Annotated in this window: 24 protein-coding genes and 1 pseudogene; 13 read left to right on the top strand and 12 right to left on the bottom strand. The window is 64.6% G+C overall.

The window, feature by feature from the left end:
* The first annotated feature begins 98 nt into the window (after positions 1-98).
* Both AC1DW2_RS11495 and argC read left to right on the top strand, forming a co-directional pair.
* On the top strand, positions 99-767 hold the full coding sequence (locus AC1DW2_RS11495) for an FMN-binding negative transcriptional regulator (protein WP_282519444.1): 669 nt from the start codon (positions 99-101) through the stop codon (positions 765-767).
* Complete coding sequence (gene argC / locus AC1DW2_RS11490) at positions 764-1,747, top strand: N-acetyl-gamma-glutamyl-phosphate reductase (protein ID WP_477006058.1); 984 nt, start codon at positions 764-766, stop codon at positions 1,745-1,747. The genes AC1DW2_RS11495 and argC overlap by 4 nt, the downstream gene beginning before the upstream one ends.
* Before the next feature lie 83 nt (positions 1,748-1,830).
* Here argC and AC1DW2_RS11485 read toward each other — a convergent pair whose 3' ends face one another.
* The 3 genes from AC1DW2_RS11485 to AC1DW2_RS11475 all read right to left on the bottom strand — a co-directional run bounded on the left by AC1DW2_RS11485 (position 1,831) and on the right by AC1DW2_RS11475 (position 4,551).
* Positions 1,831-2,181 (bottom strand): hypothetical protein, encoded by a 351-nt coding sequence (locus AC1DW2_RS11485; protein ID WP_477006057.1) that lies wholly within the window; start codon positions 2,179-2,181, stop codon positions 1,831-1,833.
* A gap of 83 nt (positions 2,182-2,264) precedes the next feature.
* On the bottom strand, positions 2,265-2,663 hold the full coding sequence (locus AC1DW2_RS11480) for an MAPEG family protein (RefSeq protein ID WP_028153058.1): 399 nt from the start codon (positions 2,661-2,663) through the stop codon (positions 2,265-2,267).
* Between the two features lie 82 nt (positions 2,664-2,745).
* Complete coding sequence (locus AC1DW2_RS11475) at positions 2,746-4,551, bottom strand: PHA/PHB synthase family protein (RefSeq protein ID WP_477006056.1); 1,806 nt, start codon at positions 4,549-4,551, stop codon at positions 2,746-2,748.
* Between the two features lie 253 nt (positions 4,552-4,804).
* Here AC1DW2_RS11475 and AC1DW2_RS11470 point away from each other — a divergent pair, with 253 nt between their 5' ends.
* The 6 genes from AC1DW2_RS11470 to AC1DW2_RS11445 all read left to right on the top strand — a co-directional run bounded on the left by AC1DW2_RS11470 (position 4,805) and on the right by AC1DW2_RS11445 (position 10,829).
* Entirely contained in the window at positions 4,805-5,080 is a 276-nt protein-coding gene (locus AC1DW2_RS11470) for a hypothetical protein (protein WP_477006055.1), read from the top strand.
* A 209-nt stretch (positions 5,081-5,289) separates the two neighbouring features.
* Complete coding sequence (locus AC1DW2_RS11465) at positions 5,290-6,510, top strand: LL-diaminopimelate aminotransferase (RefSeq protein ID WP_477006054.1); 1,221 nt, start codon at positions 5,290-5,292, stop codon at positions 6,508-6,510.
* A 30-nt stretch (positions 6,511-6,540) separates the two neighbouring features.
* Positions 6,541-7,857, top strand: coding sequence for a homoserine dehydrogenase (locus AC1DW2_RS11460; RefSeq protein WP_085401211.1), 1,317 nt, complete (start codon positions 6,541-6,543; stop codon positions 7,855-7,857).
* A gap of 139 nt (positions 7,858-7,996) precedes the next feature.
* Entirely contained in the window at positions 7,997-8,998 is a 1,002-nt protein-coding gene (glpX, locus tag AC1DW2_RS11455) for a class II fructose-bisphosphatase (protein WP_063983497.1), read from the top strand.
* A 142-nt stretch (positions 8,999-9,140) separates the two neighbouring features.
* Positions 9,141-9,860, top strand: coding sequence for a haloacid dehalogenase type II (locus tag AC1DW2_RS11450; RefSeq protein WP_477006053.1), 720 nt, complete (start codon positions 9,141-9,143; stop codon positions 9,858-9,860).
* 75 nt (positions 9,861-9,935) lie between these two features.
* Entirely contained in the window at positions 9,936-10,829 is an 894-nt protein-coding gene (locus AC1DW2_RS11445; RefSeq protein WP_477006141.1) for a LysR family transcriptional regulator, read from the top strand.
* Between the two features lie 18 nt (positions 10,830-10,847).
* Here the strand turns inward: AC1DW2_RS11445 and AC1DW2_RS11440 are convergent, their stop codons facing one another.
* The 6 genes from AC1DW2_RS11440 to AC1DW2_RS11415 all read right to left on the bottom strand — a co-directional run bounded on the left by AC1DW2_RS11440 (position 10,848) and on the right by AC1DW2_RS11415 (position 14,501).
* On the bottom strand, positions 10,848-11,057 hold the full coding sequence (locus AC1DW2_RS11440; RefSeq protein ID WP_028153596.1) for a hypothetical protein: 210 nt from the start codon (positions 11,055-11,057) through the stop codon (positions 10,848-10,850).
* Positions 11,058-11,064: 7 nt separating this feature from the next.
* The gene (locus AC1DW2_RS11435; RefSeq protein WP_014495518.1) at positions 11,065-11,190 is read right to left on the bottom strand and encodes an MFS transporter small subunit; all 126 of its coding nucleotides are present in this window, start codon (positions 11,188-11,190) and stop codon (positions 11,065-11,067) included.
* A 4-nt stretch (positions 11,191-11,194) separates the two neighbouring features.
* Positions 11,195-11,353 carry a hypothetical protein gene (locus AC1DW2_RS11430; RefSeq protein WP_477006052.1) on the bottom strand — a complete coding sequence of 53 codons (159 nt, stop codon included), beginning with the start codon at positions 11,351-11,353 and terminating at the stop codon, positions 11,195-11,197.
* A 27-nt stretch (positions 11,354-11,380) separates the two neighbouring features.
* Positions 11,381-12,790, bottom strand: a complete 1,410-nt coding sequence (locus AC1DW2_RS11425) for an OFA family MFS transporter (protein ID WP_477006051.1) — start codon at positions 12,788-12,790, stop codon at positions 11,381-11,383.
* Between the two features lie 265 nt (positions 12,791-13,055).
* The gene (locus AC1DW2_RS11420; protein WP_477006050.1) at positions 13,056-13,742 is read right to left on the bottom strand and encodes an alpha/beta fold hydrolase; all 687 of its coding nucleotides are present in this window, start codon (positions 13,740-13,742) and stop codon (positions 13,056-13,058) included.
* 276 nt (positions 13,743-14,018) lie between these two features.
* Positions 14,019-14,501 carry a bleomycin resistance protein gene (locus AC1DW2_RS11415; RefSeq protein ID WP_354075551.1) on the bottom strand — a complete coding sequence of 161 codons (483 nt, stop codon included), beginning with the start codon at positions 14,499-14,501 and terminating at the stop codon, positions 14,019-14,021.
* Positions 14,502-14,629: 128 nt separating this feature from the next.
* On the opposite strand from AC1DW2_RS11415, the pseudogene AC1DW2_RS11410 reads away from it, so the two are divergent.
* A pseudogene (locus tag AC1DW2_RS11410) lies at positions 14,630-14,767 on the top strand (4-hydroxythreonine-4-phosphate dehydrogenase PdxA); the annotation flags it as partial.
* A 10-nt stretch (positions 14,768-14,777) separates the two neighbouring features.
* Here AC1DW2_RS11410 and AC1DW2_RS11405 read toward each other — a convergent pair.
* Positions 14,778-15,191: a cupin domain-containing protein gene (locus tag AC1DW2_RS11405; RefSeq protein WP_071914269.1), complete on the bottom strand. Its 414-nt coding sequence runs from the start codon at positions 15,189-15,191 to the stop codon at positions 14,778-14,780.
* A gap of 50 nt (positions 15,192-15,241) precedes the next feature.
* Positions 15,242-15,985 carry an SDR family oxidoreductase gene (locus AC1DW2_RS11400; RefSeq protein ID WP_477006049.1) on the bottom strand — a complete coding sequence of 248 codons (744 nt, stop codon included), beginning with the start codon at positions 15,983-15,985 and terminating at the stop codon, positions 15,242-15,244.
* Between the two features lie 369 nt (positions 15,986-16,354).
* Between AC1DW2_RS11400 and AC1DW2_RS11395 the strand changes: the two genes are divergently transcribed.
* Both AC1DW2_RS11395 and AC1DW2_RS11390 read left to right on the top strand, forming a co-directional pair.
* A complete protein-coding gene (locus AC1DW2_RS11395; protein WP_166341104.1) occupies positions 16,355-16,528 on the top strand; it encodes a hypothetical protein in 174 nt (57 codons plus the stop codon).
* A 74-nt stretch (positions 16,529-16,602) separates the two neighbouring features.
* Complete coding sequence (locus AC1DW2_RS11390; RefSeq protein WP_354243546.1) at positions 16,603-17,361, top strand: sulfite exporter TauE/SafE family protein; 759 nt, start codon at positions 16,603-16,605, stop codon at positions 17,359-17,361.
* A gap of 80 nt (positions 17,362-17,441) precedes the next feature.
* Here AC1DW2_RS11390 and AC1DW2_RS11385 read toward each other — a convergent pair whose 3' ends face one another.
* A complete protein-coding gene (locus AC1DW2_RS11385) occupies positions 17,442-18,518 on the bottom strand; it encodes a methyl-accepting chemotaxis protein (RefSeq protein ID WP_477006048.1) in 1,077 nt (358 codons plus the stop codon).
* Between the two features lie 283 nt (positions 18,519-18,801).
* Between AC1DW2_RS11385 and recJ the strand changes: the two genes are divergently transcribed.
* On the top strand, positions 18,802-20,643 hold the full coding sequence (recJ, locus tag AC1DW2_RS11380) for a single-stranded-DNA-specific exonuclease RecJ (RefSeq protein WP_071914265.1): 1,842 nt from the start codon (positions 18,802-18,804) through the stop codon (positions 20,641-20,643).
* 92 nt (positions 20,644-20,735) lie between these two features.
* Complete coding sequence (locus AC1DW2_RS11375) at positions 20,736-21,545, top strand: SDR family NAD(P)-dependent oxidoreductase (protein WP_071917473.1); 810 nt, start codon at positions 20,736-20,738, stop codon at positions 21,543-21,545.
* The last annotated feature ends 81 nt before the right edge of the window (positions 21,546-21,626 follow it).

Genomic DNA, 21,626 nt, shown 5'->3' with positions numbered 1-21,626 from the left:
ATCGTCTTTGCCGCTGGATCCGATCCGCGGCATTCTCTCTCTCCTGTCAGCGCGATCTGATCCGGCGGCCCCCCGAGGAGGCCCAGCAGGAGACCACGATGTACACGCCACCCTTTTTCAAGCAGGACCGCGCCGCGAGCCTGAAATTCGCCGAGGAGCGCGGCTTCGGCACGATGTGCGCCTTCGACGGCCACAAGCCGGTCGCCTCGCCGCTGCCGTTCTACCTGACTTACGCCGCTGACGGCACGCCGCAGGCCGCCTTTCATGTCGCCCGTCACAATCCGCTGCTAAAGCTGGCGGACGGCGCGACCTCCTGGCTGCTCGCGGTCAACGGCCCCGATGCCTATGTATCGCCCGACTGGTACGTCTCGCCGGATCAGGTGCCGACCTGGCTCTACCAGTCGGTGCATCTGAGCGGGCCGGTGCGCCTCTTGTCGGACGATCAGCTGGCGGTGCAGATCGACACGCTGAGCGACAAGTTCGAGAGCTGGCTGTTGCCGAAAGCGCCGTGGACATCGGCGAAGATGACGGCAGGCCGGCTGGAAGCGTTGAAGAAGGGAATCGTGGGCCTGGTCATGACGGTTGAAGAGGTCGAAGGCAGCTTCAAGCTCAACCAGCACAAATCGGACGCCGACTATACCGCGATCGCCAACGCGCTCGGTGCGCAACCCGCTGCCGACGCCAGAGAGATTGCACAGCTGATGCAGGACGTGAGGCCGGAGGCCTTCGCGAACGAAACCAACATGCTCGAAAGGAGCGCGCCATGAGCCTCACCGAAACCACCAAGGCCCCGACCACCGGCGCAGCCAAGAAGCCCGCCACCGTGTTCGTCGACGGCGGCTCCGGCACCACCGGGCTCGGCATCAACGAGCGGCTGAAGCTCCAGAGCGACGTCACCGTGAAGACGATCTCCGACGACAAACGCAAGGACCCCGCGGCCAAGAAGGCGCTGATGGAGGAGGTCGATCTCGTCATCCTCTGCCTGCCTGACGATGCCGCGAAGGAAACAGTGGCGCTGGTCGACAGCATGGGCGCTTCAGCGCCGAAGGTGCTGGACGCTTCCACCGCGTACCGGGTCGCGCCCGACTGGGCCTACGGCTTTCCGGAGCTGACGCCGGACCAGGCCGGCAAGATCGAGGCCGCGAAGAAGGTCTCCAATCCCGGCTGCTATCCGACCGGTGCGATCGCGCTGCTGCGGCCGATCGTCGATGCCGGTCTGTTGCCGCCCGATTATCCCGTCACCGTCAATGCGGTGAGCGGCTATTCCGGCGGCGGCAAGTCGATGATCGCGAGCTTCGAAGACGGCAGCGCGCCGTCCTTCGAGCTCTACGGCCTCGGCTTCGAGCACAAGCATCTGCCGGAGATGCAGCTCTATTCGAAACTGACGCGGCGGCCGATCTTCATTCCCTCGGTCGCCAACTACCGGCAGGGCATGCTGGTCTCGGTGCCGCTCCAGCTCGACGCGCTGCCGGGCAAGCCCAGCGGTGCGGACCTTCAGGCCGCGCTGGCCAAGCGTTACGCCGGCTCGAAATATGTCTCGGTGATGCCGCTCCAGAACGAGGCGACCAAGGGCGGCAAGCTCGAGCCGGAGGCGCTCAACGAGACCAACATGCTCGAGCTCTACGTCTTCGCCAGCGACAAATATCACCAGGCGGTGCTGGTCGCCCGGCTCGACAATCTGGGCAAGGGCGCCTCGGGTGCGGCCGTGCAGAACATGCGGCTGATGCTGGGGCTGCCGGAGGAGTAGGGCAGCCTCGTGCCCCGGGCGCAGCGCAACGCTCCTTCAGAGCGATGCGCTGCAGGCCGGGGCCTGACGTAACGCGCCGTCACTCACTGCGAAACAATGTCGGCTGGAAACGGTCGAACAGGGCGGCCGGCGCAAACATTCTCGCGGGCCGCCACGGCCTCGCGGCGATATGTCTCGAGGTCGCCAAGCAAGCGGTCGGAGATTTCGCAGACGTCCCGATGGTCGTTCGCATAATCGACCACGGCGCTCCAGGCGCGCGAGGCCCGGATGTAGGCGTCGCGGCGGTCCGACATCAAGGCGCGCGTCGTCGGTTTTGAGGCCTCGACAGCCTCGCTACGCAGGCGTGGCAGTTCAGGACATGGTGCCTGCGCGCCGGCCTCGCGACATGATCCGGCGAGCGCGAGCACCGCGAGGACTGGCAAAAGGATCCGCATCGGGATTTCCCCCGCTTCGGTTGTTACGATGCGAGGGTATCTTTGGATTGCAGCAGCGTCCAGCGACCCTGGACGCTGCGACTTCAAAACACCTTGAAGATTGCCAGCGCAAGCACGGCCTGGGCGAGGAAGCCGACGGTGAAGGCGAGAGTCCGGAACACCGGGATTCCGAGCGCATAGACGATCAGATGCGCGACACGCGACCAGAAATAGACCGCGCAGGCGAGCACGGTCCATTTCGAGGAATAGTCGATCGCGTTCAGGATCAGCACCAGCGGCGCGAAGAGCACGAGGTTTTCGACGGCGTTGTCATGCGCGAACATCAGGCGGTTCGCCCACTCCGCCTGCGGCTTGTCGGCGCGCGAGGGATTGGCCAAGGCGCCACTGAGCCCCCGAACCTGGCAGCGGTTGATGGTGTAGGGAATCCAGAGGATCCCGGTCAGGATCACCGTCAGTGTCAGCCAGAACAATTCGCGCGTCATAACCCGGTCCCCTCTGTCGTCGCTGTGTTGAACGCGAGATTATACAAGCGCGCAGGATTGCGCCATGCGCAATGAAATCCCGCTAGGCGCGAACCCTGACATAGCTGCCGGGCGCGTCCTCGATCGCGGGCAGGGCCTCGCTGCCGACCACGCGCGCCGGGACTTCCTCGGGATCGAGCCCGCCGAGCCATTCGCGCCAGTCCGGCCACCACGAGCCCTTGTGCTCCACCGCGCCCTTCATCCACTCGGCGACGTTGACGTCCTTGACGTTGTCGTTGGTCCAGTACTGGTACTTGTTCGAGGCGGGCGGGTTGACCACGCCGGCGATGTGGCCCGAGCCGGACAGGACGTATTTCACCGGGCCGCCGAAGAACTGCGAGCCGTACAGCACCGATTCGGCCGGCGCGATGTGGTCCTCGCGGGTGGCGAGGTTGTAGACGGGCACCTTGACCTTGGAGAGGTCGAGCAGCGTGTTGTCGAGCACCATCGTGCCGGTGGAGAGCCGGTTCTCCAGATAGCAGTTGCGCAGGTAATAGGAATGGTTCGACGCGGTCATGCGCGTCGCGTCCGAATTCCAGTGCAAGAGGTCGAACGCGCTCGGCTGCTGGCCCTTCAGATAGTTGCTGACGACATAGGACCAGATCAGATCGTTGGAGCGCAGCATGTTGAAGGCCATCGCCATCTTCGAGCCTTCGAGCACGCCGGCCACCTTCATGTCCTGCTCGAGGGCCGCGATCTGATCCTCGTCGACGAACACGAGGAGATCGCCGGCATGGGTGAAGTCGACCTGCGCGGCGAAGAACGTCGCCGACGCCACGCGCTGGCGGCGCTTCTCGGCGAGCCAGGCCAGCGTGGTCGCGAGCATGGTGCCGCCGACGCAATAGCCGGCGGTGTGCACCTTCAACTCGCCAGTGACCTTCTCGATCACGTCCATCGCCGTGAGCGGGCCTTCCTTCATGTAGTCTTCCCAGCTCTTGTTGCCGAGCCGCTTGTCGGGATTGACCCATGAGATCACGAACACGGTGATGCCCTGGTCGACGCACCACTTGATGTAGGATTTCTCCGGCTTGAGATCGAGGATGTAGAACTTGTTGATCCAGGGCGGCACGATCAGGAGCGGCGTGCGCAGCACGTTCTCCGTGGTCGGCGAATACTGGATCAGCTGCATCATCTCGTTCTGGTAGATCACCTTGCCCGGCGTCGTCGCCATGTTGACGCCGACGACGAGATTGTCCGGATTGGACTGGCGGATCTTCAGCATGCCCTTGCCGGCCGCGATGTCCTCGGCCAGCATCTTCAGGCCGCGTGCGAGATTTTCGCCGCTGCTCGCCACCGTCTCGCGCAGCACTTCCGGATTGGTCAGGACGAAGTTCGACGGCGAGATCGCATTGGTGACCTGCTGGACGTAGAACTCCGCCTTGCGGCGGGTCTGCGGATCGAGCTCGGCGTCGTGCACCAGCTCTTGCGCCCATTTGGCTGTGAGCAGATAGAGCTGCATCACGAAATCGAAGAACTGGTTCGACTTCCATTCCGGATCGGCAAAGCGCTTGTCGCGCGGCAAGGGCGCGATCGCGGGTGAAGCGTCCTGGCCAGCCATGCGGCGCGCCGCCGAGCCCCAGAGGTCGAGATAATCCTTGGCGAGCTTGGTCTGCAGATCGGACGCGCGGGATGTATCTGACATCCAGTATTGGGCGACCGACGTGAAGGCCTTGACCACTTCCGTAAGCTCGGCCGGCGGGCGATCCTGCACGTCGCCGCTCTCGCGTGGTTTCAGATACGCGGCGAGCGCCTTGCCGCCGCTCTCCATCGCCCGCGCGACATTCATCGCGAAGGCTTCCGCATCGAACTTCGTCTCGGGTTTGGGCGTGTCGGTTGTGGCGGTACTCATGAGCAGAACAGTAACGATTCATTCTGTATTCGTCACCGCGAAGCTCGCATGTTTGGCGTTAAACAAGCTCCAACATGTGCTGCACTGCGACAAAGCCCCTTGGTTTTGTCACAATCAGCGTGCACCTCTTCCGCAGTGGGCCTTGGAAGTATTCTCGCTCGTACCATTTGTGGGCAGCAATGGTTTGAGCTTGGGCAGGTTGTCGGGTTAAGCTCCGGCAGCCTTGCGTTGGGACGAGTAGGGGATTTCCCAAGTGTTGGCGTTGAGGGACCTGCAAAAGTCGCTGCCGATCTGTGGCGCGCTGCTGATGGCGGCGCTTGCCTTGGGCGGCTGCTCGAGTCAGCTGGCTGACTATACCCCCACCGACGCGCAGGCCCATCCCAGGGAGCCCGGCTCGTACCTTCCGGTGCACGATCTGCCACCGGATCGTGATCAGGTGATCATCCCGCCGGACCAGCGCGCCAAGATTGAAGCCGAGCTGGCCGCCGCGCGCGACCGCCAATCGGTTGCCGCAAAAGACGCCAAGTAACGCGGCGTAATCGCTGGCGCCCCCGCCATGCCGTGCTAAAAGACCTCAGTTCAGCCGAGAGTCAGGGCGAACGACTTCAGCTCCTGCCGTCGAATATTGCTCTAAGCGTTTGATTTTGAGTGATTTTCGCGAGGGGGCGAGGGCTTTCCCGAGCGGCTGTCATGGCCGGTCGATTCTGTCCTGACCGGGTGCCCGGAGCCCAGAGAGCCATGGAAGAGTTTTACCGCATCCGCCGCCTTCCGCCTTACGTGTTCGAGCAGGTCAATCGGGCCAAGGCGGCCGCGCGGAATGCCGGCGCCGACATCATCGACCTCGGCATGGGCAATCCGGACCTGCCGGCGCCAGCACATGTGCTGGAGAAGCTGAAGGAGACGCTGGGCAAGCCGCGCACCGACCGCTACTCGGCCTCCCGCGGCATCCCCGGGCTGCGCCGGGCCCAGGCCGCTTATTACGCCCGCCGCTTCGGCGTGAAGCTCAACCCCGATACCCAGGTCGTCGCGACGCTGGGTTCGAAGGAGGGCTTTGCCAATGTGGCGCAGGCGATCACCGCGCCCGGCGACGTCATCCTCTGCCCGAACCCGAGCTACCCGATTCACGCTTTCGGCTTCCTGATGGCGGGCGGCGTGATCCGCTCGGTGCCCTCGGAGCCGACGCCGCAATTCTTCGAGGCGGTGGAACGGGCGATCGTGCATTCGATCCCGAAGCCGCTCGCGCTCGTCGTCTGCTACCCCTCGAATCCGACCGCCTATGTCGCGAGCCTCGACTTCTACAAGGACCTCGTCGCGTTCGCGAAGCAGCACGAGATACTGATCCTGTCCGATCTCGCCTATGCCGAAGTCTATTTCGACGAGAACAACCCGCCGCCCTCGGTGCTCCAGGTGCCCGGCGCGATCGACGTCACCGTCGAGTTCACCTCGATGTCGAAGACCTATTCGATGGCCGGCTGGCGCATGGGCTTTGCGGTCGGCAACGACCGCGTGATCGCCGCGCTCGCCCGCGTCAAATCCTACCTCGACTACGGCGCCTTCACGCCGGTGCAGGTCGCCGCGACCGCCGCGCTGAACGGCCCCGACGATTGCATCAAGGAGATGCGCGACACCTACCGCAAGCGCCGCGACGCGCTGGTGGAGTCATTCGGCCGCGCCGGCTGGGAGATCCCGCCGCCGGAAGCCTCGATGTTCGCATGGGTGCCGCTGCCGGAGGCCTTCCGCAGCGTCGGCAGCATGCAGTTCGCAACCCTGATGGTGGAGAAATCCGGCGTCGCGGTCTCGCCCGGTGTCGGCTTCGGCGAGCACGGTGAAGGATATGTCCGCATCGCCATGGTGGAAAACGAGCAACGGATCAGACAAGCCGCGCGCGGCGTGCGCCGCTTCCTTGAAAGCGGCATCGAAACGTTGCACAACGTCGTTCCGCTCGCCAATCGGCGTTAAGTTTCTCTTCGGCAGGTTTTCTAAAGCATCATGGTTGCACCCCTGAAAGTGGGCATAGCGGGGCTCGGCACCGTGGGCGCCGAAGTTGTCCGTTTGATCGAGACCCAGGCCCGCGTGCTCGCGGGCCGCAGCGGCCGCGGCATTCGCGTCGTCGCCGTCACCGCGCGCTCGAAGGCGAAGAAGCGCGGCGTCGATCTGCGCGGCATCGAATGGGTCAGGGACCCCATGGCACTGGCCACGCATCCCGGCATCGACTGCTTCGTCGAGCTGATGGGCGGCGCCGGTGATCCCGCTCTCTCTGCGGTCGAAGCGGCACTGAATGCGGGCAAGTCGGTCGTCACCGCCAACAAGGCGCTGCTCGCCAAGCACGGCCTGAAGCTTGCCAAGGCCGCCGAAAAGCACGGCGGCGCGCTGAATTTCGAGGCAGCGGTCGGCGCCGCGATCCCTGTCATCAAAACGTTACGCGAAGGGCTTGCCGGAACCGGCGTCACCCGCGTCTACGGCATCCTCAACGGCACCTGCAATTACATCCTGACGCGGATGGAGCAGGAGGGCCTGTCCTTCGCCGAATGTCTCAAGGATGCGCAGCGGCTCGGCTACGCCGAGGCCAATCCGTCCTTCGACGTCGATGGCCACGACACCGCGCAAAAACTTGCCATTCTCGCCAGCCTCGCTTTCGGCACGAAAGTTGCTCAAAGCGCTGTGTATGTCGAAGGTATCTCATCCATCGCGCCGGAAGATCTGCGCGCGGCCGACGATCTCGGTTACCGGCTCAAGCTGCTCGGTGTTGCCGTCCGTACCGCCAAGGGCATCGAGCAGCGCGTGCACCCGACCATGGTTCCAAAATCCTCCTCGATCGCGCAGGTGATGGGTGTCACCAATGCGGTCACGATCGATGGCGAGGGCATTCCTCCGATCACGCTGGTCGGCCCCGGTGCCGGCGGTGCTGCGACCGCATCCGCCGTCGTCGCCGACATCGCCGACGTTGCGCGCGGCATCCGCGCCAATCCGTTCGGCCGGCCGATCTCGCATCTGCGCGACACCAAGAAGGCGCCGATGGAGCGGCACGAGGGCGGCTACTATATCCGCCTGCTGGCGCGGGATTTCCCGGGCACTGCGGCCGCGATCGCGACCCGGCTCGCGGAGCAGAAGATTTCGATCGAGTCGATCGTGCAGCGTCATCCCAATGGCGGCGCTGCGCCGGCGAACGGCAAGGCGGTGCCCGTGCCCGTCATCCTGATCACCTATGCGACGCATGAGGACGCCGTGCGACGCGCGCTCGCGGCCGTGCAGAAGGACAAGGTGATCAGCGGACGGCCACAGGTGATCCGGATCGAGAAGAACTGAGCATGACCCGGAAAAGTGTGAAGAGGTTTTCCGGAAAGGTCATGCTCAAACAATAGGACACGGTTCGAACGAACTGTGGGTGTTACGAGTTGATGCGGACGGAGATCTCCGTCCAAAACTGTTCCGAAGGAGTTAGCCGATGTCGACCCATATTTCAGTCCCGCCGCACGCGTTGCTCGAGCGCATCCTCACGCTGGAGATCGTGCGGGTGACGGAGCGGGCGGCGGTTTCTTCGGCGCGGCTGCGCGGGCACGGCAACGAGAAGGCGGCCGACCAGGCCGCGGTGGACGCCATGCGGCGCGAGCTCAACAAGCTGCCGATCGAGGGCACCATCGTGATCGGCGAGGGCGAGCGCGACGAGGCGCCGATGCTGTTCATCGGCGAGAAGGTTGGCATGAACGCCGGCCCGCAGGTCGACATCGCGGTCGACCCGCTCGAAGGCACCACGCTGTGCGCCAAGAACATGCCGGGCTCGATTGCCACCATGGCGATGGCCGACGGCGGCACGCTGCTGCACGCTCCTGACGTCTACATGGAGAAGCTCGCGATCGGTCCCGGCTACGACAAGGGTGTTGTCGAAATTGATGCCTCGCCCGCCGACAACGTCCGCCGCCTCGCCAAGGCCAAGGGTGTCCAGCCGGAAGGCATCACCGTTCTCGTGCTCGACCGCCCGCGCCATGCCAGCATCATCGAGAGCGTGCGCTCGACCGGTGCCGCCGTCCGCCTCATCACCGACGGCGACGTGGCCGGCGTAATCCACTGCGCCGACCCCGATAACACCGGCGTCGACATGTATCTCGGCACCGGCGGCGCGCCGGAAGGCGTGCTCGCGGCCGTGGCGCTGCGCTGCATCGGTGGCCAGATGCAGTGCCGCCTGATCCTGGATTCCGACGAGAAGCGCGAGCGCGCCGCCAAGATGGGCGTCAACGATCCCAAGATGATCTACGGCATCGAGGACATGGCGCGCGGCGACTGCCTGTTCGCTGCCACCGGCGTCACCACGGGCTCGTTGCTGTCGGGCGTCAAGTTCCGCAAGGACGGCGTGATCGAGACCGAGACGGTCGTGATGCGCTCCGTCACCGGCACCGTGCGTTACATCAAGGCCGAGCACCGGCAGTTGGAGAAGTTTTACCTGGGCTGACGCGCTTCGTCATTCCGGGGCGACGGGACCGCGCAAAGCGCGCGGCCCGGAGAAACCGGAATCTCGCGCCATAACTTCTGGATTCCGGGTTGGTGCTGACGCGCCCCCCGGAATGACAAGAACAACAAAAGAGGAAGCGCACATGTCCGATCTCTCCTCCGTCAAAGCCCTGGTCTTCGACGTGTTCGGCACCGTCGTGGACTGGCGCACCAGCCTGATCACCGACCTCACGTGGTGGGGCAAGGGCCGCGGCATCTCCGCCGACTGGACCGCTTTGGTCGACGGCTGGCGCGGCATGTACACGGCCGCCATGGATGACGTGCGCAAGCACCCCGAACGTGGCTATGTCATCCTCGACGTCCTGCACCGCCGCTCGCTGGACAAGCTGGTCGAGAAGTTCGCGATCAAGGGTTTGACCGAGGCCGACCTCGACTACATCACCAAGGGCTGGCACCGTCTGCATCCCTGGCCCGACAGTGTCGCGGGCCTCACACGGCTGAAGTCGAAATTCGTGATCTCGCCGCTGTCGAACGGCAACGTCGCGCTGCTCACCAACATGGCGAAGTTCGCAGGCCTGCCGTGGGACCTCATCATGTCGGCCGAGCTGTTCGAGCACTACAAGCCCGATCCCGAGACCTATCTCGGCGCCGCGCGCCTGCTCGGCCTCAAGCCGGAGCAGGTGATGATGGTCGCCGCCCACAACGGCGATCTCGCCGCCGCCCAGAAGAACGGGCTGAAGACCGCTTTCGTGGCGAGACCCACAGAGTACGGTCCGCTCCAAAAGGTCGATTTCGAGGCGACCGGCAACTGGGACATCGTCGCCAAGGATTTTGGCGGGATTGCCGACAAGCTCGGCTGCTGAGCGGCACTGCTTCGGTTTGACATCTCTCAAGACAGCGCCTTTCATATCGACAATGTCGATGTGTGAGGTGCGCCCCTGGATACCGAGCTCGCGCGTACATTCCTGACCGTGGTCGCGACCGGCAATTTCATCACCGCCGCCGACCGGCTTCACGTCAGCCAGTCCACCGTCAGCACGCGGATACACTCGCTCGAGGAGCTGCTCGGCTGCACGCTGTTCGTGCGCAACAAGGCAGGCGCGACGCTTACGGTGGCTGGGCGGCAATTTCAGCGCCATGCCTCGACGCTTGTTCGCACCGTCGAGCAGGCCCGCCACGACGTCGGCCTCCCCAAGGGCTTTAGCGGGGCGCTGGTGGTCGGTGGCCGCATCGGCCTGTGGGAGGAGTTCCTGCTGCTTTGGGTGCCGCGCATGCAGGAGGCCAATCCGCAGATATCCATCCGGGCCGAGAGTGCCCTTGAGCCCGAACTGATGCAGGGGCTGGTCGAGGGACGCATCGACATCGGCGTGATGTACACCCCGCAAAGCCGCCCCGGCCTCAAGGTCGAGTTGCTGATCGAGGAGCAGCTCGTGCTGGTGTCGACCAATCCCAGGAGCGACCCGGAGCCGCAGGACGGCTACGTCTATGTCGACTGGGGGCCGGAATTCTACGCGCGCCACAGCGCCGTCTTTCCCAATTTCGCTGGGCCTGCGCTGACCGCCAACATCGGCTGGCTCGGGCTGCAGCACGTTCTCGCCAACGGCGGCTCCGGCTATTTTGCGCACCGGATCGTCGAGCCGCTGCTGAAGGCGCGGCGGCTGCACCTGGCGGTGGGAGCGCCGAAATTCTCGATGCCGGCCTATGTCGTCTATTCGGTCGACCAGCCCGACGACCACGTGCAGAGCGCGATAGCGATCATGCGCGACCTCGCCGCCGAGCAGACCCGGCGCGTGACGGAACCGCCGGCGCGTGGCGCGCGCAAGCGCCGCTGACGGCTCGTTTGACTGGATCTATCCGCGCCGGTGCAGGCGGGTCTCGGCCAGCGCCGTCACCGCGCCAAGTGCGAGCGTCGCGACGACGATGTCCGCAGTCGCGTCGAAGCCGACGGCGAGAACTGCAGCGGCGATCACCGCGGCCAGCACGGTGATGGCGAAGCCTTCGTCGGTTATCAACCGTCGCGCGCCGCTGAGAAGCGTTGCACGCTTGTTCGTGGGACGCATTCGCCGCCTACTGAAACAGCTTCATGGCGTTGAGCAGGGTCTGGATCACGCCCGCAAGCAGGGGGATGCCCGCAAAGCTCCAGGCCAGCGCCAATTGCAGCGGGGTGGTCTTTGCCGTCTGAGCGGTCTGCATGATGTCACGCCCCCGAGGGATTGTTGCTCGCCGCGGCTGCGGCCGCGATCTCGGTGGCACGATGCACCGGCCGCATCGCCGCGATCGTCCGTGATACCCGCCAGGCGATCCAGCTCAGCAGCGATTGGGAGAATGACGCTTCGCTCCGTGATGTCGTGGTCATGGTCGCCTCCTTGTGTTCGTCCGAACGTCAGGCAGCACGCGCCGCCTCGAGACCTGAACGGTCCTCGTCTTCCATGTGATGACGCTTGTCGACGGCGCGGACGCAGAGATTGGCGAGGAAGCCGACCACGAGCAGTCCGGCCATGATGTACATGGTCGTGTTGTAGGCCTGCGCCTTCGGCACGCCGTGCGTGACGTTGTATTCGCGGATGTAGTTGATCAGCACAGGCCCGGCGATTCCGGCCATCGACCAGGCCGTCAGCAGGATGCCGTGGATGGCGCCGACATAGCGCGTGCCGAACATGTCGCGCAGATAGGCCGGCACGGTGGAAAAGCCGCCGCCATACATGCTGACGATGATCAGGAAGCACAGCACGAACAGCACGACATTGCCGCTCGCGCCGGCATAGGGCACGGTCACGTAGAGGGCGATTCCGAGCACCATGTAGACGAAATAGGTGTTCTTGCGTCCGATGAAGTCGGATAGCGAGGCCCAACTGAAACGTCCGCCCATGTTGAACAGGCTCATCAGGCCGACGAGACCTGCGGCCGCCACCGCGGTGATGTGGCCGGGGAACATCTCCTGGCTCATCGCCGAGGCCTGGCCGAGCACGCCGATGCCGGCGGTGGTGTTGCAGAACAGCACGATCCAGATCAGCCAGAACTGCGGCGTCTTGACCGCCTGGTAGACGAACACGTCGTTCCTGGTCATCAGCTTGGTGGCGGCCGCAGGCGGCACATAACCCTCCGGCTTCCAGCCCTGCGCCGGCACGCGCACGATGGCGGAGCCGACCATCATGAAGACGAAGTAGACACAGCCGAGCGTGATGAAGGCGCCGAGCACGCCGACGTCGCTCGTGGTCGCAAACTTGCTCATCAGCCATACGGAGAGGGGGGAAGCGATCAGCGCGCCGCCGCCAAAGCCCATGATCGCCATGCCCGGCCGGTCGGGAAACCACTTCATGAGCGTCGAAACCGGGGAGATGTAGCCGATGCCGAGCGCGCAGCCACCGATCACGCCGTAGCCGAGATAGATGATCCAGAGATTGTGGAAATAGACGCCGAGGGCCGAGATCAGGAACGCGCTCGCCCAGGCAACGCCGGCGGTGAACATCGCCTTGCGCGGGCCGCCTTCCTCGACCCAGCGTCCGAACACTGCGGCCGACAGTCCGAGGAACACCATCGCGATGGAGAAAATCCAGCCGAGCTCGGTGAGCTTCCAGTCGCCGGAGGCCGATTGGGTGACGCCGATCAGCTTGGTCATCGGCAGGTTGAAGACGCTGAAGGCGTAGGCCTGCCCGATGCACAAATGCACGCAAAGCGCCGCGGGCGGCACCATCCATCGGCTGTAGCCCGGCCTCGCGATCGTGTGCTCGCGATCAAGGAAGGGCAGCAGCGAACGTGCAGGCATTCCCGATGCGTCGAGCGTCGTCGTCATCCAATCCTCCGGTGCCTCGCTGTTCTCGGGGGCGGCCTTTACGGGCAGCCGGGCGATGGCGCGGGATCAGGCTACGCAGAAGGAGGATTTTGACAAACGAATAATATGCGCTGTTACAATCGGATTAATCGATATTAGAAAAAGCAGAAATCGGCATGGCGTTTTCGCGATGGACAAAAGGTCCGGGCGGTCTCGCGCCGCCCGGACCTGATCTGAAGAATGACAACGTCATCTGCATTGGTTCGGTATGGTATGTCAGCCGATGCTACTTCGCTGTGACCGCATTCGCAGCCTTCCGGATCACATCCAGCACCACATCCGGCTTCGACAGCATCGGGACGTGGGACGAAGGCACTTCGGTCACGGTGGCGTTCATGCGCTTCGAGACGAAGTGTTGCAGATCGGGGTGAACCGTCTGGTCCTTGCTGGCGAGGATGTACCAGCTCGGCTTCGAGGTCCACGCTGTGCCATCGACCCTTTGGGTCAGGAGATCCGCAACCGGCGCCCCTTGCGTTGCGTAGACCAGCTTTTGCTCGGCTTCGGGCAGGTCGCCGGCAAAGTGCGTCAGGCCGCTTGGCTTGAGCCAGACACGGCCCGCCGGCGCGTCGATGTGGCCGAACACCTGCGTCGTCGGAAATTTTGCAATCTGGCTCTGCGAAGTTTCGTCGGCAGCGGGCGCGAGCGCCGCGATGTAGACCAGCGCGGCGACCCGCGGATCGGTTCCGGCATGCGTGATCAGTGTGCCGCCATAGGAGTGGCCGACGAGGACCACGGGTCCGGGAACACGGCCAAAACACGCCGTCACGCAGGCGACGTCGGTTGCGAGTGAATCGAGCCCGTGCTGGCTCGCCAGGACTTCGTGGCCTTCGGCTTGCAGCGTCGGGATCAGCTTGCCGAAGCACGATCCGTCAGCCCAGAGGCCGTGCGCGAAAACGATGCTTGGTTTGGTCATGAGATGGTCTCCGTTGGCTGCGCAACGGCGAGCCGAGGTGCTCGCGGAGCGTGAAGCGGGGGAGCTTCACGTCTAACGCGCGACCACGTCAGCTGACAGAGGGGCGCAAGGATAATCGGGCGAATGCGAAATTGAGCAAGTTCGGCTCGTGAGCCGAATGCAGCTTACGCCCCACACAACGGAGAGCGTGCATCAGTTCAATGGTCCGGGCAGCGTGCACCGTCGCGATTGTGTCTCCTGATTGCGCGATGCGGCAGGACTGGACGAATCTTTGCGTCAGGATGGCGTGCGCATGCCCAGGCGTTCGACGAAGCGCACGAGGTAACCGTCCGGATCCTGGACGAGGAATTCGCGCTGGCCGAATTCCTGGTCGCCGACCCGATACCAGGCTTCGTTCGGCTGCTCGTAGAGCGGCCATTTGGCATCGCCGAGAGCCCTCAGCATGGGATCAATGCGATCGACGACCATCTGGAAATTGACGCCGCGTCCGAATGGCCGCTGCATCTCGGCCGTCTCCCAGCGTCCATTCAATTCGCAGAGCATGACCTGCAAACGCCCCCTGACGAGATACGCAAATCGCGCATCGGGGCGATCATAGGCGAGCTCGAAGCCGAGCAAGTCGCGCCAGAACGGCAGGCTGGCTTGAATGCTGGAAACGCCGAGTTCGGGAACGAGATCGGCAAAGCCGCCTTGCGGCGCGCTTCCCGTGCTGTCGGAGGTCGCACGCGCGGCGGGGTCTGAGGGCAGCGGTTTGTTCATTGCGGCGTCGCCTGATCTTATGACCGATCTTCGGGGCGGTTATCGCAGCGAAGCGGCGCGAAGGCCAGACGCGGAATGGGGCGAACGAGTGCTCGCCGGCGAGCGCCTCGAGACCCTGGCAGACCTTCGGTGGCTTCCCATTCCCGATCTGCACGCCCGCGCACGGCACCGCCTACGACATCGCAGGGCAAGGCATCGCGTCGATCGGCGCCAGCCGCGCCGCGTTGCTGCTGGCCGCTGAGATGGCCGCGCGCCGCGCTGCGTGACGAGGCGGCGCTACTTCGTGATCGGCGTGACCAGCTCCTTGTCTGCCGAATCCACGACGAAGACGGCCAGCAGCTTCGCAGGTTCGGTATCGCTGGCATTCGCGCTTATGGCGTGACGGTCGCCGGGCTTTTCGAAGAAATTCTCGCCTTTGCGATAGACCTTGGCGGGCTCGTCATTGACCTGACTGCGGATCGCTCCTTCCAGGATGGTCGCATAGATGAATGCGGAGCGCGGATGCATGTGGGCCGGCGAGGAGCCTCCGGGACCATACTCGACCAGCACGCCCTTCATGCTCTTGCCTGGGACGTTCGGCAGCGCCTGGTCGAACACGACCGTCACTTTTGCCAGAGGTGCCGGTTCGGCCGCATGACCCGTTAGGACTGATGCGGCATAAACCGCCGTTGCGATCAGCAATCTGCGCATGGGATTTCCTTCATTGCAGTGGTTGTCGTGATTGAAGCTCTTGCGGTCCCTCAGAGCCTTGCGAGCCACGTTGCGAGCGGCGTTTTTCCAAGCCGCGCCTCGCCGAGCGGGTTCAGTGATGTGTCGTCAATGGGGGCGCCGTAGTACGGTGCCTTCGGGTCTCCCACCACCGGTCGGGTGTCGCCGGACGCCTTGAGGCGCCGCGCAATGAATTCATTGAAGGGGGCCTTCTCGGGTCCTGCGATATCAATGGTGCCGTTGAGCGGCCGGCCCATGGCGACCTCCGCGAGGCGATCAGCTACGTCTTCGGCGGCGATCGGCTGAAACAGTGCGGACGGGACGACGATCTTTCCTTCGACCACAGCCGTTTCGGCAATGGCGCCGAGGAATTCGAAGAACTGGGTGGCACGAACGATGGAGTAGGGGACCGAAGAGGATTTGATGATGGTCTCCTGGGCGAGCTTGGCCCGAAAATAGGAATTGTCAGGCGACCGTTCGGTCCCCACGATCGACAGCGTTACGTGATGCTTCACGCCCGCGACCGCCTCTGCCGCGACGAGGTTTGTGCTCGAGCGCTGGAAGAAATCGAGCACGGCGGCGGGCTCCCAGGACGGTGCGTTGGCAACGTCGACGACGACATCCGCCCCAGCCAGCGCTGCTGCGAGGCCTTCCCCGGTCACGGCGTTCACGCCTGATTTCGGCGAGGCTGCAACGGCCTCGTGGCCGTGTTGTTTCAACTTTGTCACGAGCTTGGATCCGATCAATCCGGTCCCGCCGATCACGACGATCTTCATGGCATGTCTCCTCGGCATGTGACGAGCGTGAGTGATCCCAATCCGTGGGCCGATCACGTCACGTCCGCCCAACGTGATGCGAAGCGCAGCGTAGTCGAGCAATGCGGCAAGCTCTTGCCTGTAACCGGCCTGCCTTGCCGGAAAATGCCAAGAAGACTCGTTGCGACGGGGTGGGCGCCGCGCCTGCCGCGGTCGGATTGAAGCCCAAGGCAAGAAGTTTGCTGCATCTGCTCTGCTCGCGCGGAGGCGGCAAAATTGCACCGAGATCAATGTTCTTATTGTACTGAGTAATGTACCGGTTCATATTGCGCCGCATCGACCCTCAAATGCACCGAGAGGTGGTCGCGCCCGACAAAGCGGAGCAACAGAATGAGCGTGAGTTATCTTGATGTGTTTCTGGCATTCCTCGGAATGACTTTTGGCCTGCCGTCAGTGCTGCCCGGTCTCTTTTTCCAGCCGAAGGCCGAGCCGCCTCGAACCTCGCAAGCGGCGTCGACCGACGCCGGCCCAACGGCAACCGATGACGACGTCACGGCGACCTGAGCCCGAGTCTCGCCCGCGATGTTTCGGCGTGACGCGAGCCGAGGCGCGAGCGTGCCGGTCATGGAGATGCGCAGATGGATTTGACTGTCGCCACGGTGATCATCGCCTTTTCCGGTGTCTTCCTGATCTGCTTCATGAAGGGCGCATTCGGCGGCGGCTTCGCCATCGTCGGCATTCCGTTGCTGTCGTGCGTGATGGATCCGGTCACGGCGGGCGGCCTGCTCGCGCCGCTCTTCATCGCCATGGACCTGTTCGCGTTGCGCTACTGGAAGCCCTCGACATGGTCGAAGCCGGACCTGGTGCTGCTGTTGCCCGGGCTCGTGATCGGCATTGCCCTCGGCTATCTCTTGTTCCGTGTATTGGACCATCGCGCCGTCGCGATCGTGATGGCGGTCGTGACGTTGAGCTTCGTTGGCATATGGCTCGTGAGTGACCCGAAGGTGGTCATTCGTCCGCGCTCCTCGCCGAAGGCGGTTGCTGCCGGTCTTGCCTCGGGTGTCACGACCATGGTCGCGCATTCCGGCGGACCGCCGCTGGCGATGTACCTCCTGCCGCTTGGCCTCAGCAAGGAGGTCTACGCGGGAACAACGAGCCTGTTCTTCACCGTCGGCAACGCGATCAAGGCGGTACCTTGGCTGCTGCTCGTGCGGCCGGCGGGCAACGTCTGGATCGTGATGGCGGCGTGCCTCTTTGCCATTCCCAGCGGCGTCTGGCTCGGCTGGCGGCTGCACGGAAAGCTGGACCAGCGGCAGATCTACCGGGCGTGCCATGGCTTGCTGGCCGTGACGGCGTTGAAGCTGTTGTGGGACGGCGTGTCTGGCTATCTCGGATAGGCTGCAAGTTGCGCCGCGTCACGGCGCGACCATCGTTCGACGGTCACGCTGCCGCGCTCACAGATCACGCGATGATGTCGTCACGCCCCGCAGACGATCACGCCGTACCAGCCGAGGCCGCGATAGGTCTCGTAGCCTGGGGTCGCATGGAACGCGACCAGCGCGCCCGTGCGGTCGTGATAGAATCCGGACCGCTGGCCGTTCAGCGAGATCGAGATGCGCTCGCTCAAAATACCCTGGCCGTCGGAAGCTGCGATGACACGCAGATTGGAGTCGACCAGCAGCACGCGCGCCTTGTCGCTGTCCCCGACGCGCACGCCCTGCACGATGGCGCGGGCCTGTGCCTCCCAGTCGAAATGGATGGCGAGCACGCCGATCGGCGCGCCGTTGGCCTGGCCGCCGGCGCGGACGCTGGCACAATAGGTCGCGACCTGCGCATTGCCGAGCAGCGGCTGGTTCTCGACGTCACCGGCGACATAGTCGTCGCCGGAGCGCAAGGTTCGCGCCTCGCGAAACCACCTTGTGTGCGCGACGTTCTGGCCGACGACGCGAAAGCGGTCGCCGCGGCCATTGGCGATGACATTGCCGTCGAGGTCGCAGAGCCAGAGGTCGAGATAGACGGTGTAGGCGCCGAGGATCACGCCGAGGCGCTGCGAGGCATGGGAGACGGCTGCGGCGCTCGGCGAGGCCGCGCAATCGACCACGGCGGAGTCGGTCGCCCACCAGCGCACGTCGCAGGTGCGTTCATAKAGATTGCGATCGATCAGCTCGATGGCGTTGAGCGACAGGTCGACCATGCGCTCGCCGCGCGAGCGCTGGCTCATGCGGTCGATCGAGGCAACGAGATCGCCGGTGCGCTTCGTCAGCTGGGTTTCGAGCTCGCGCGCGATGGTTTCGACCTGCTGGCCGACGCCGCGCACCTCCTGCGCCACCACCGCGAAGCCGGCGCCCTGCGCGCCGGCGCGCGAGCTCTCGATCAGCGCGTTCAGCGCCAGCATCTTCATCTGGTTGGTGATCTGCTGAATCGCCTTGGTCTTGTCGACTGCGATCTGGTTGACCTCCGCGGTCAAGCGATTGATCAGTGCGGAGATATCGGAATCGTCATCAGCGGGTTCGGTGGCGATCGGCTTGGCTTTCAGACCCAGCGCAGCAGACATCGGGGAGCTTCCCTTGGCAATGAGGCCTGATCTGCAACGAACCCGGAACAACTAATTACAGATCGAATACGAGTCTTTTTCGAAGATTCCGCCTAACGCCTGCTTAATTTGCTGTTCCACGGAATGCCCAAATGATAGTCAGTCCGCGCAGCAAAGCGGCAATCCACCGCTTTGTGCGGCGTGGACATTGCAAATCCCGGGGGATTCCAGGTCAATCGTCATTGTCGGCCGATCGCCGCAACGCCCGGTTCGATTCCCGGGTTCCTCAAGCCAGTCTCGACTCATGACGCCGCCCGCAACCGCCTTGCCCGTCGAAGTGCCCCAGGCGTTTCTGGGCGTCGCGCGCTCGCTCACCGACAAGCTCTGGCTCGACCGGCTGGATGCGCGCGGGGCTGCCAAGGCGCTCGCCATCGTGCAGCGGCACCAGCTGCCGGAGTTGCTGGCACGGGTGCTGGCGGGCCGCGGCATCGACATCGATGGCGTCAGCGACTTCCTGGATCCGACCATCCGCAAGCTGTTGCCGGACCCGTACACTGTGACCGAGATGGAGGCCGCCGCGAAGCGGATCGCGGACGCAGCGATGCGCGGCGAGAAGGTCGCGATCTTCGGCGACTACGACGTCGACGGCGCGACCTCGGCGGCGCTGCTCGCCTGGCATCTGCGCCATTGCGGGCTCGATCCGCTGATCCATATTCCCGACCGGATTTTCGAAGGCTACGGCCCGAACACTGAAGCGATCCGCGCGCTGGCCGCGAAGGGCGCCACGCTGCTCGTCACCGTCGATTGCGGCACCACCAGCATCGAGCCGCTCGCTGAAGCCAAGCGCCTCGGCATGTCCGTGGTCGTGATCGATCATCACCAGGCCGGCACGGAGCTGCCGGAGGTCGATGCGCTGGTCAATCCGAACCGGCTCGACGATCTCTCGGGCCTTGGCCATCTCGCCGCCGTCGGCCTCGTGCTGGTGACGCTGGTCGCGGTCAACCGCGAGCTGCGCCAGCGCGGCTTCTGGACGAGCGAGATGCCCGAGCCCGATCTCCTCGGCATGCTGCATCACGTCGCGCTCGGCACGGTTGCGGATGTCGCGCCGCTGATCGGGCTCAATCGTGCTTTCGTCGCAAAAGGCCTGATCGCGATGCGGCGGCGCGACCATGTCGGCCACACCGCGCTGATGGACGTGGCGCGGCTCAACGGCCCGCCGGAGGCCTGGCATCTCGGCTTCATGCTGGGGCCGCGCGTCAATGCCGGCGGCCGCATCGGCCGCGCCGACCTTGGCGTGCGGCTCTTGCTCGAAGGCGACAGCGTCGAGGCGGCTCGGATTGCGGCCGAGCTCGATCGCCTCAACAGCGAGCGCCGCGTCATCGAGCAGGCGGCCGAAGCGCAGGCCGAAGCCGAGGCGCTGGCCTCGATCGGGCTAGAGGACAAGATTGGCGTCATCGTCACGGCCTCCGAAGGCTGGCATCCCGGCGTGGTCGGCCTCGTCGCGTCCCGCCTGAAGGAGAAGTTTTCACGGCCGGCCTTTGCGATTGCGCTGGAGCCCGGCGGCATCGGCACCGGCTCGGGCCGCTCCATCGCCGGCGTCGATCTCGGCAAGGCGGTGCGGCAGGCGGTGACCGACGGCATCTTGCTGAAGGGCGGCGGCCACGCGATGGCCGCGGGCGTAACGTTGCGGAAGGAGAAGCTCGCCGAATTCCGCGCCTATCTCGAAAATGCGCTGGCGCGGGACGTTGCCGAGGCGCGCCATGTCAACGAGCTCTATGTCGACGGCGCGGTGTCCGCGCGCGCCGTGACGACGGAGCTTGCGACCACGCTCAACCGCGCCGGTCCCTTCGGCAGCGGCAATCCGGAGGTCGTGCTGGCGCTGCCATCGCATCAGCTCGTCTATGCCGATGAGGTCGGACAGGCGCATTTGAGGCTACGCTTCAAGTCTGGCGACGGCTCGATCGTCAACGGCATTGCGTTCCGTTCGGTCGGCCAGAAGCTCGGCAATGCACTTCTCGCCAATCGCGGTCAGCAATTGCATGTCGCGGGATCGTTGTCGGTCGACCGGTACCAGGGCGCCGAGCGCGTGCAATTCCGCGTCGTCGACGTCGCGCTACCGGACCAGGGGCCATCCGTGATTAGATAACGCAAGATCCCTCGCGACAAACGCGGTACGCGTTTGCGCGGAGATCATGCGTCAAAAATGAGCCGCTCAAACAACAAAAAATGGGAGTGAACATGGCAGGGCAGGTTGAGGGCAAGGTCGCGCTGGTGACGGGCGGTGCGTCGGGTATTGGCGAGGCGATCGTCGAGCTGTTCGCCCGCGAAGGCGCCACAGTCGTCGTCACCGATATCGACGAGCTGCGCGGCCCCGAGCTCGCCAAGCGCGTGACCAAAGCCGGCGGCAAGGCGATCTTCCTGGAGCAGGACGTCACCAGCGAGGAGCCCTGGATCGAGATCGTCGCCGAGATCGCCAAGCGCTATGGCCGGCTCGACATCATGGTCTCCAATGCCGGCATCGGCATTGCGGTACCCTCGATCGTCGATATGACGCTCGCTGACTGGCACAAGCAGAACGCGATCAACCTCGACGGCGTGTTTCTGTCCGTGAAGCATTGCCTGCCGCTGATGCGCAAGACCGGCGGCGGCTCCATCGTCATGATGTCCTCGCTCGCGGGCTTGCGCGGTGCGCCGGGCCTGTCGGCCTATTCGCTGACCAAAGGCGGTGTGCGGCTGTTTGCCAAATCGATCGCGATGGAGTGTGCGGCGGCCGGCGACGGCATTCGTGTCAACTCCGTGCACCCCGGCATCATCGACACCCCGATCTGGGGCAAGATCCCGACGGGGGCGACGGGGGCCGGCCAGAACGCCCCGATCGACCCCGAGGAGCGGGCCAAGGTCGCGACGCCGCTCGGTCGCGCCGGGCAGGCCGCGGAGATCGCCTCCGGCGTGCTGTATCTGGCCTCCGATGCGTCGCGCTACGTCACCGGCAGCGAGCTCGTCATCGACGGTGGCATGAACGCCGGCGGCGTGCCGCGGCGGCAATAAGCCGCCGCGCGAGACGCGAAGGGCAGGGTGGCGCCCGCAGGGGCTGACGCAGAGGCGTCGGCCCTGTACAACGCGGGGCTC

The sequence above is a fragment of the Bradyrhizobium sp. P3_C3 genome, from assembly GCF_056402655.1.
Note: the sequence above shows the minus strand (reverse complement) of the source record. Positions and strands in the feature narration are given on the sequence as shown.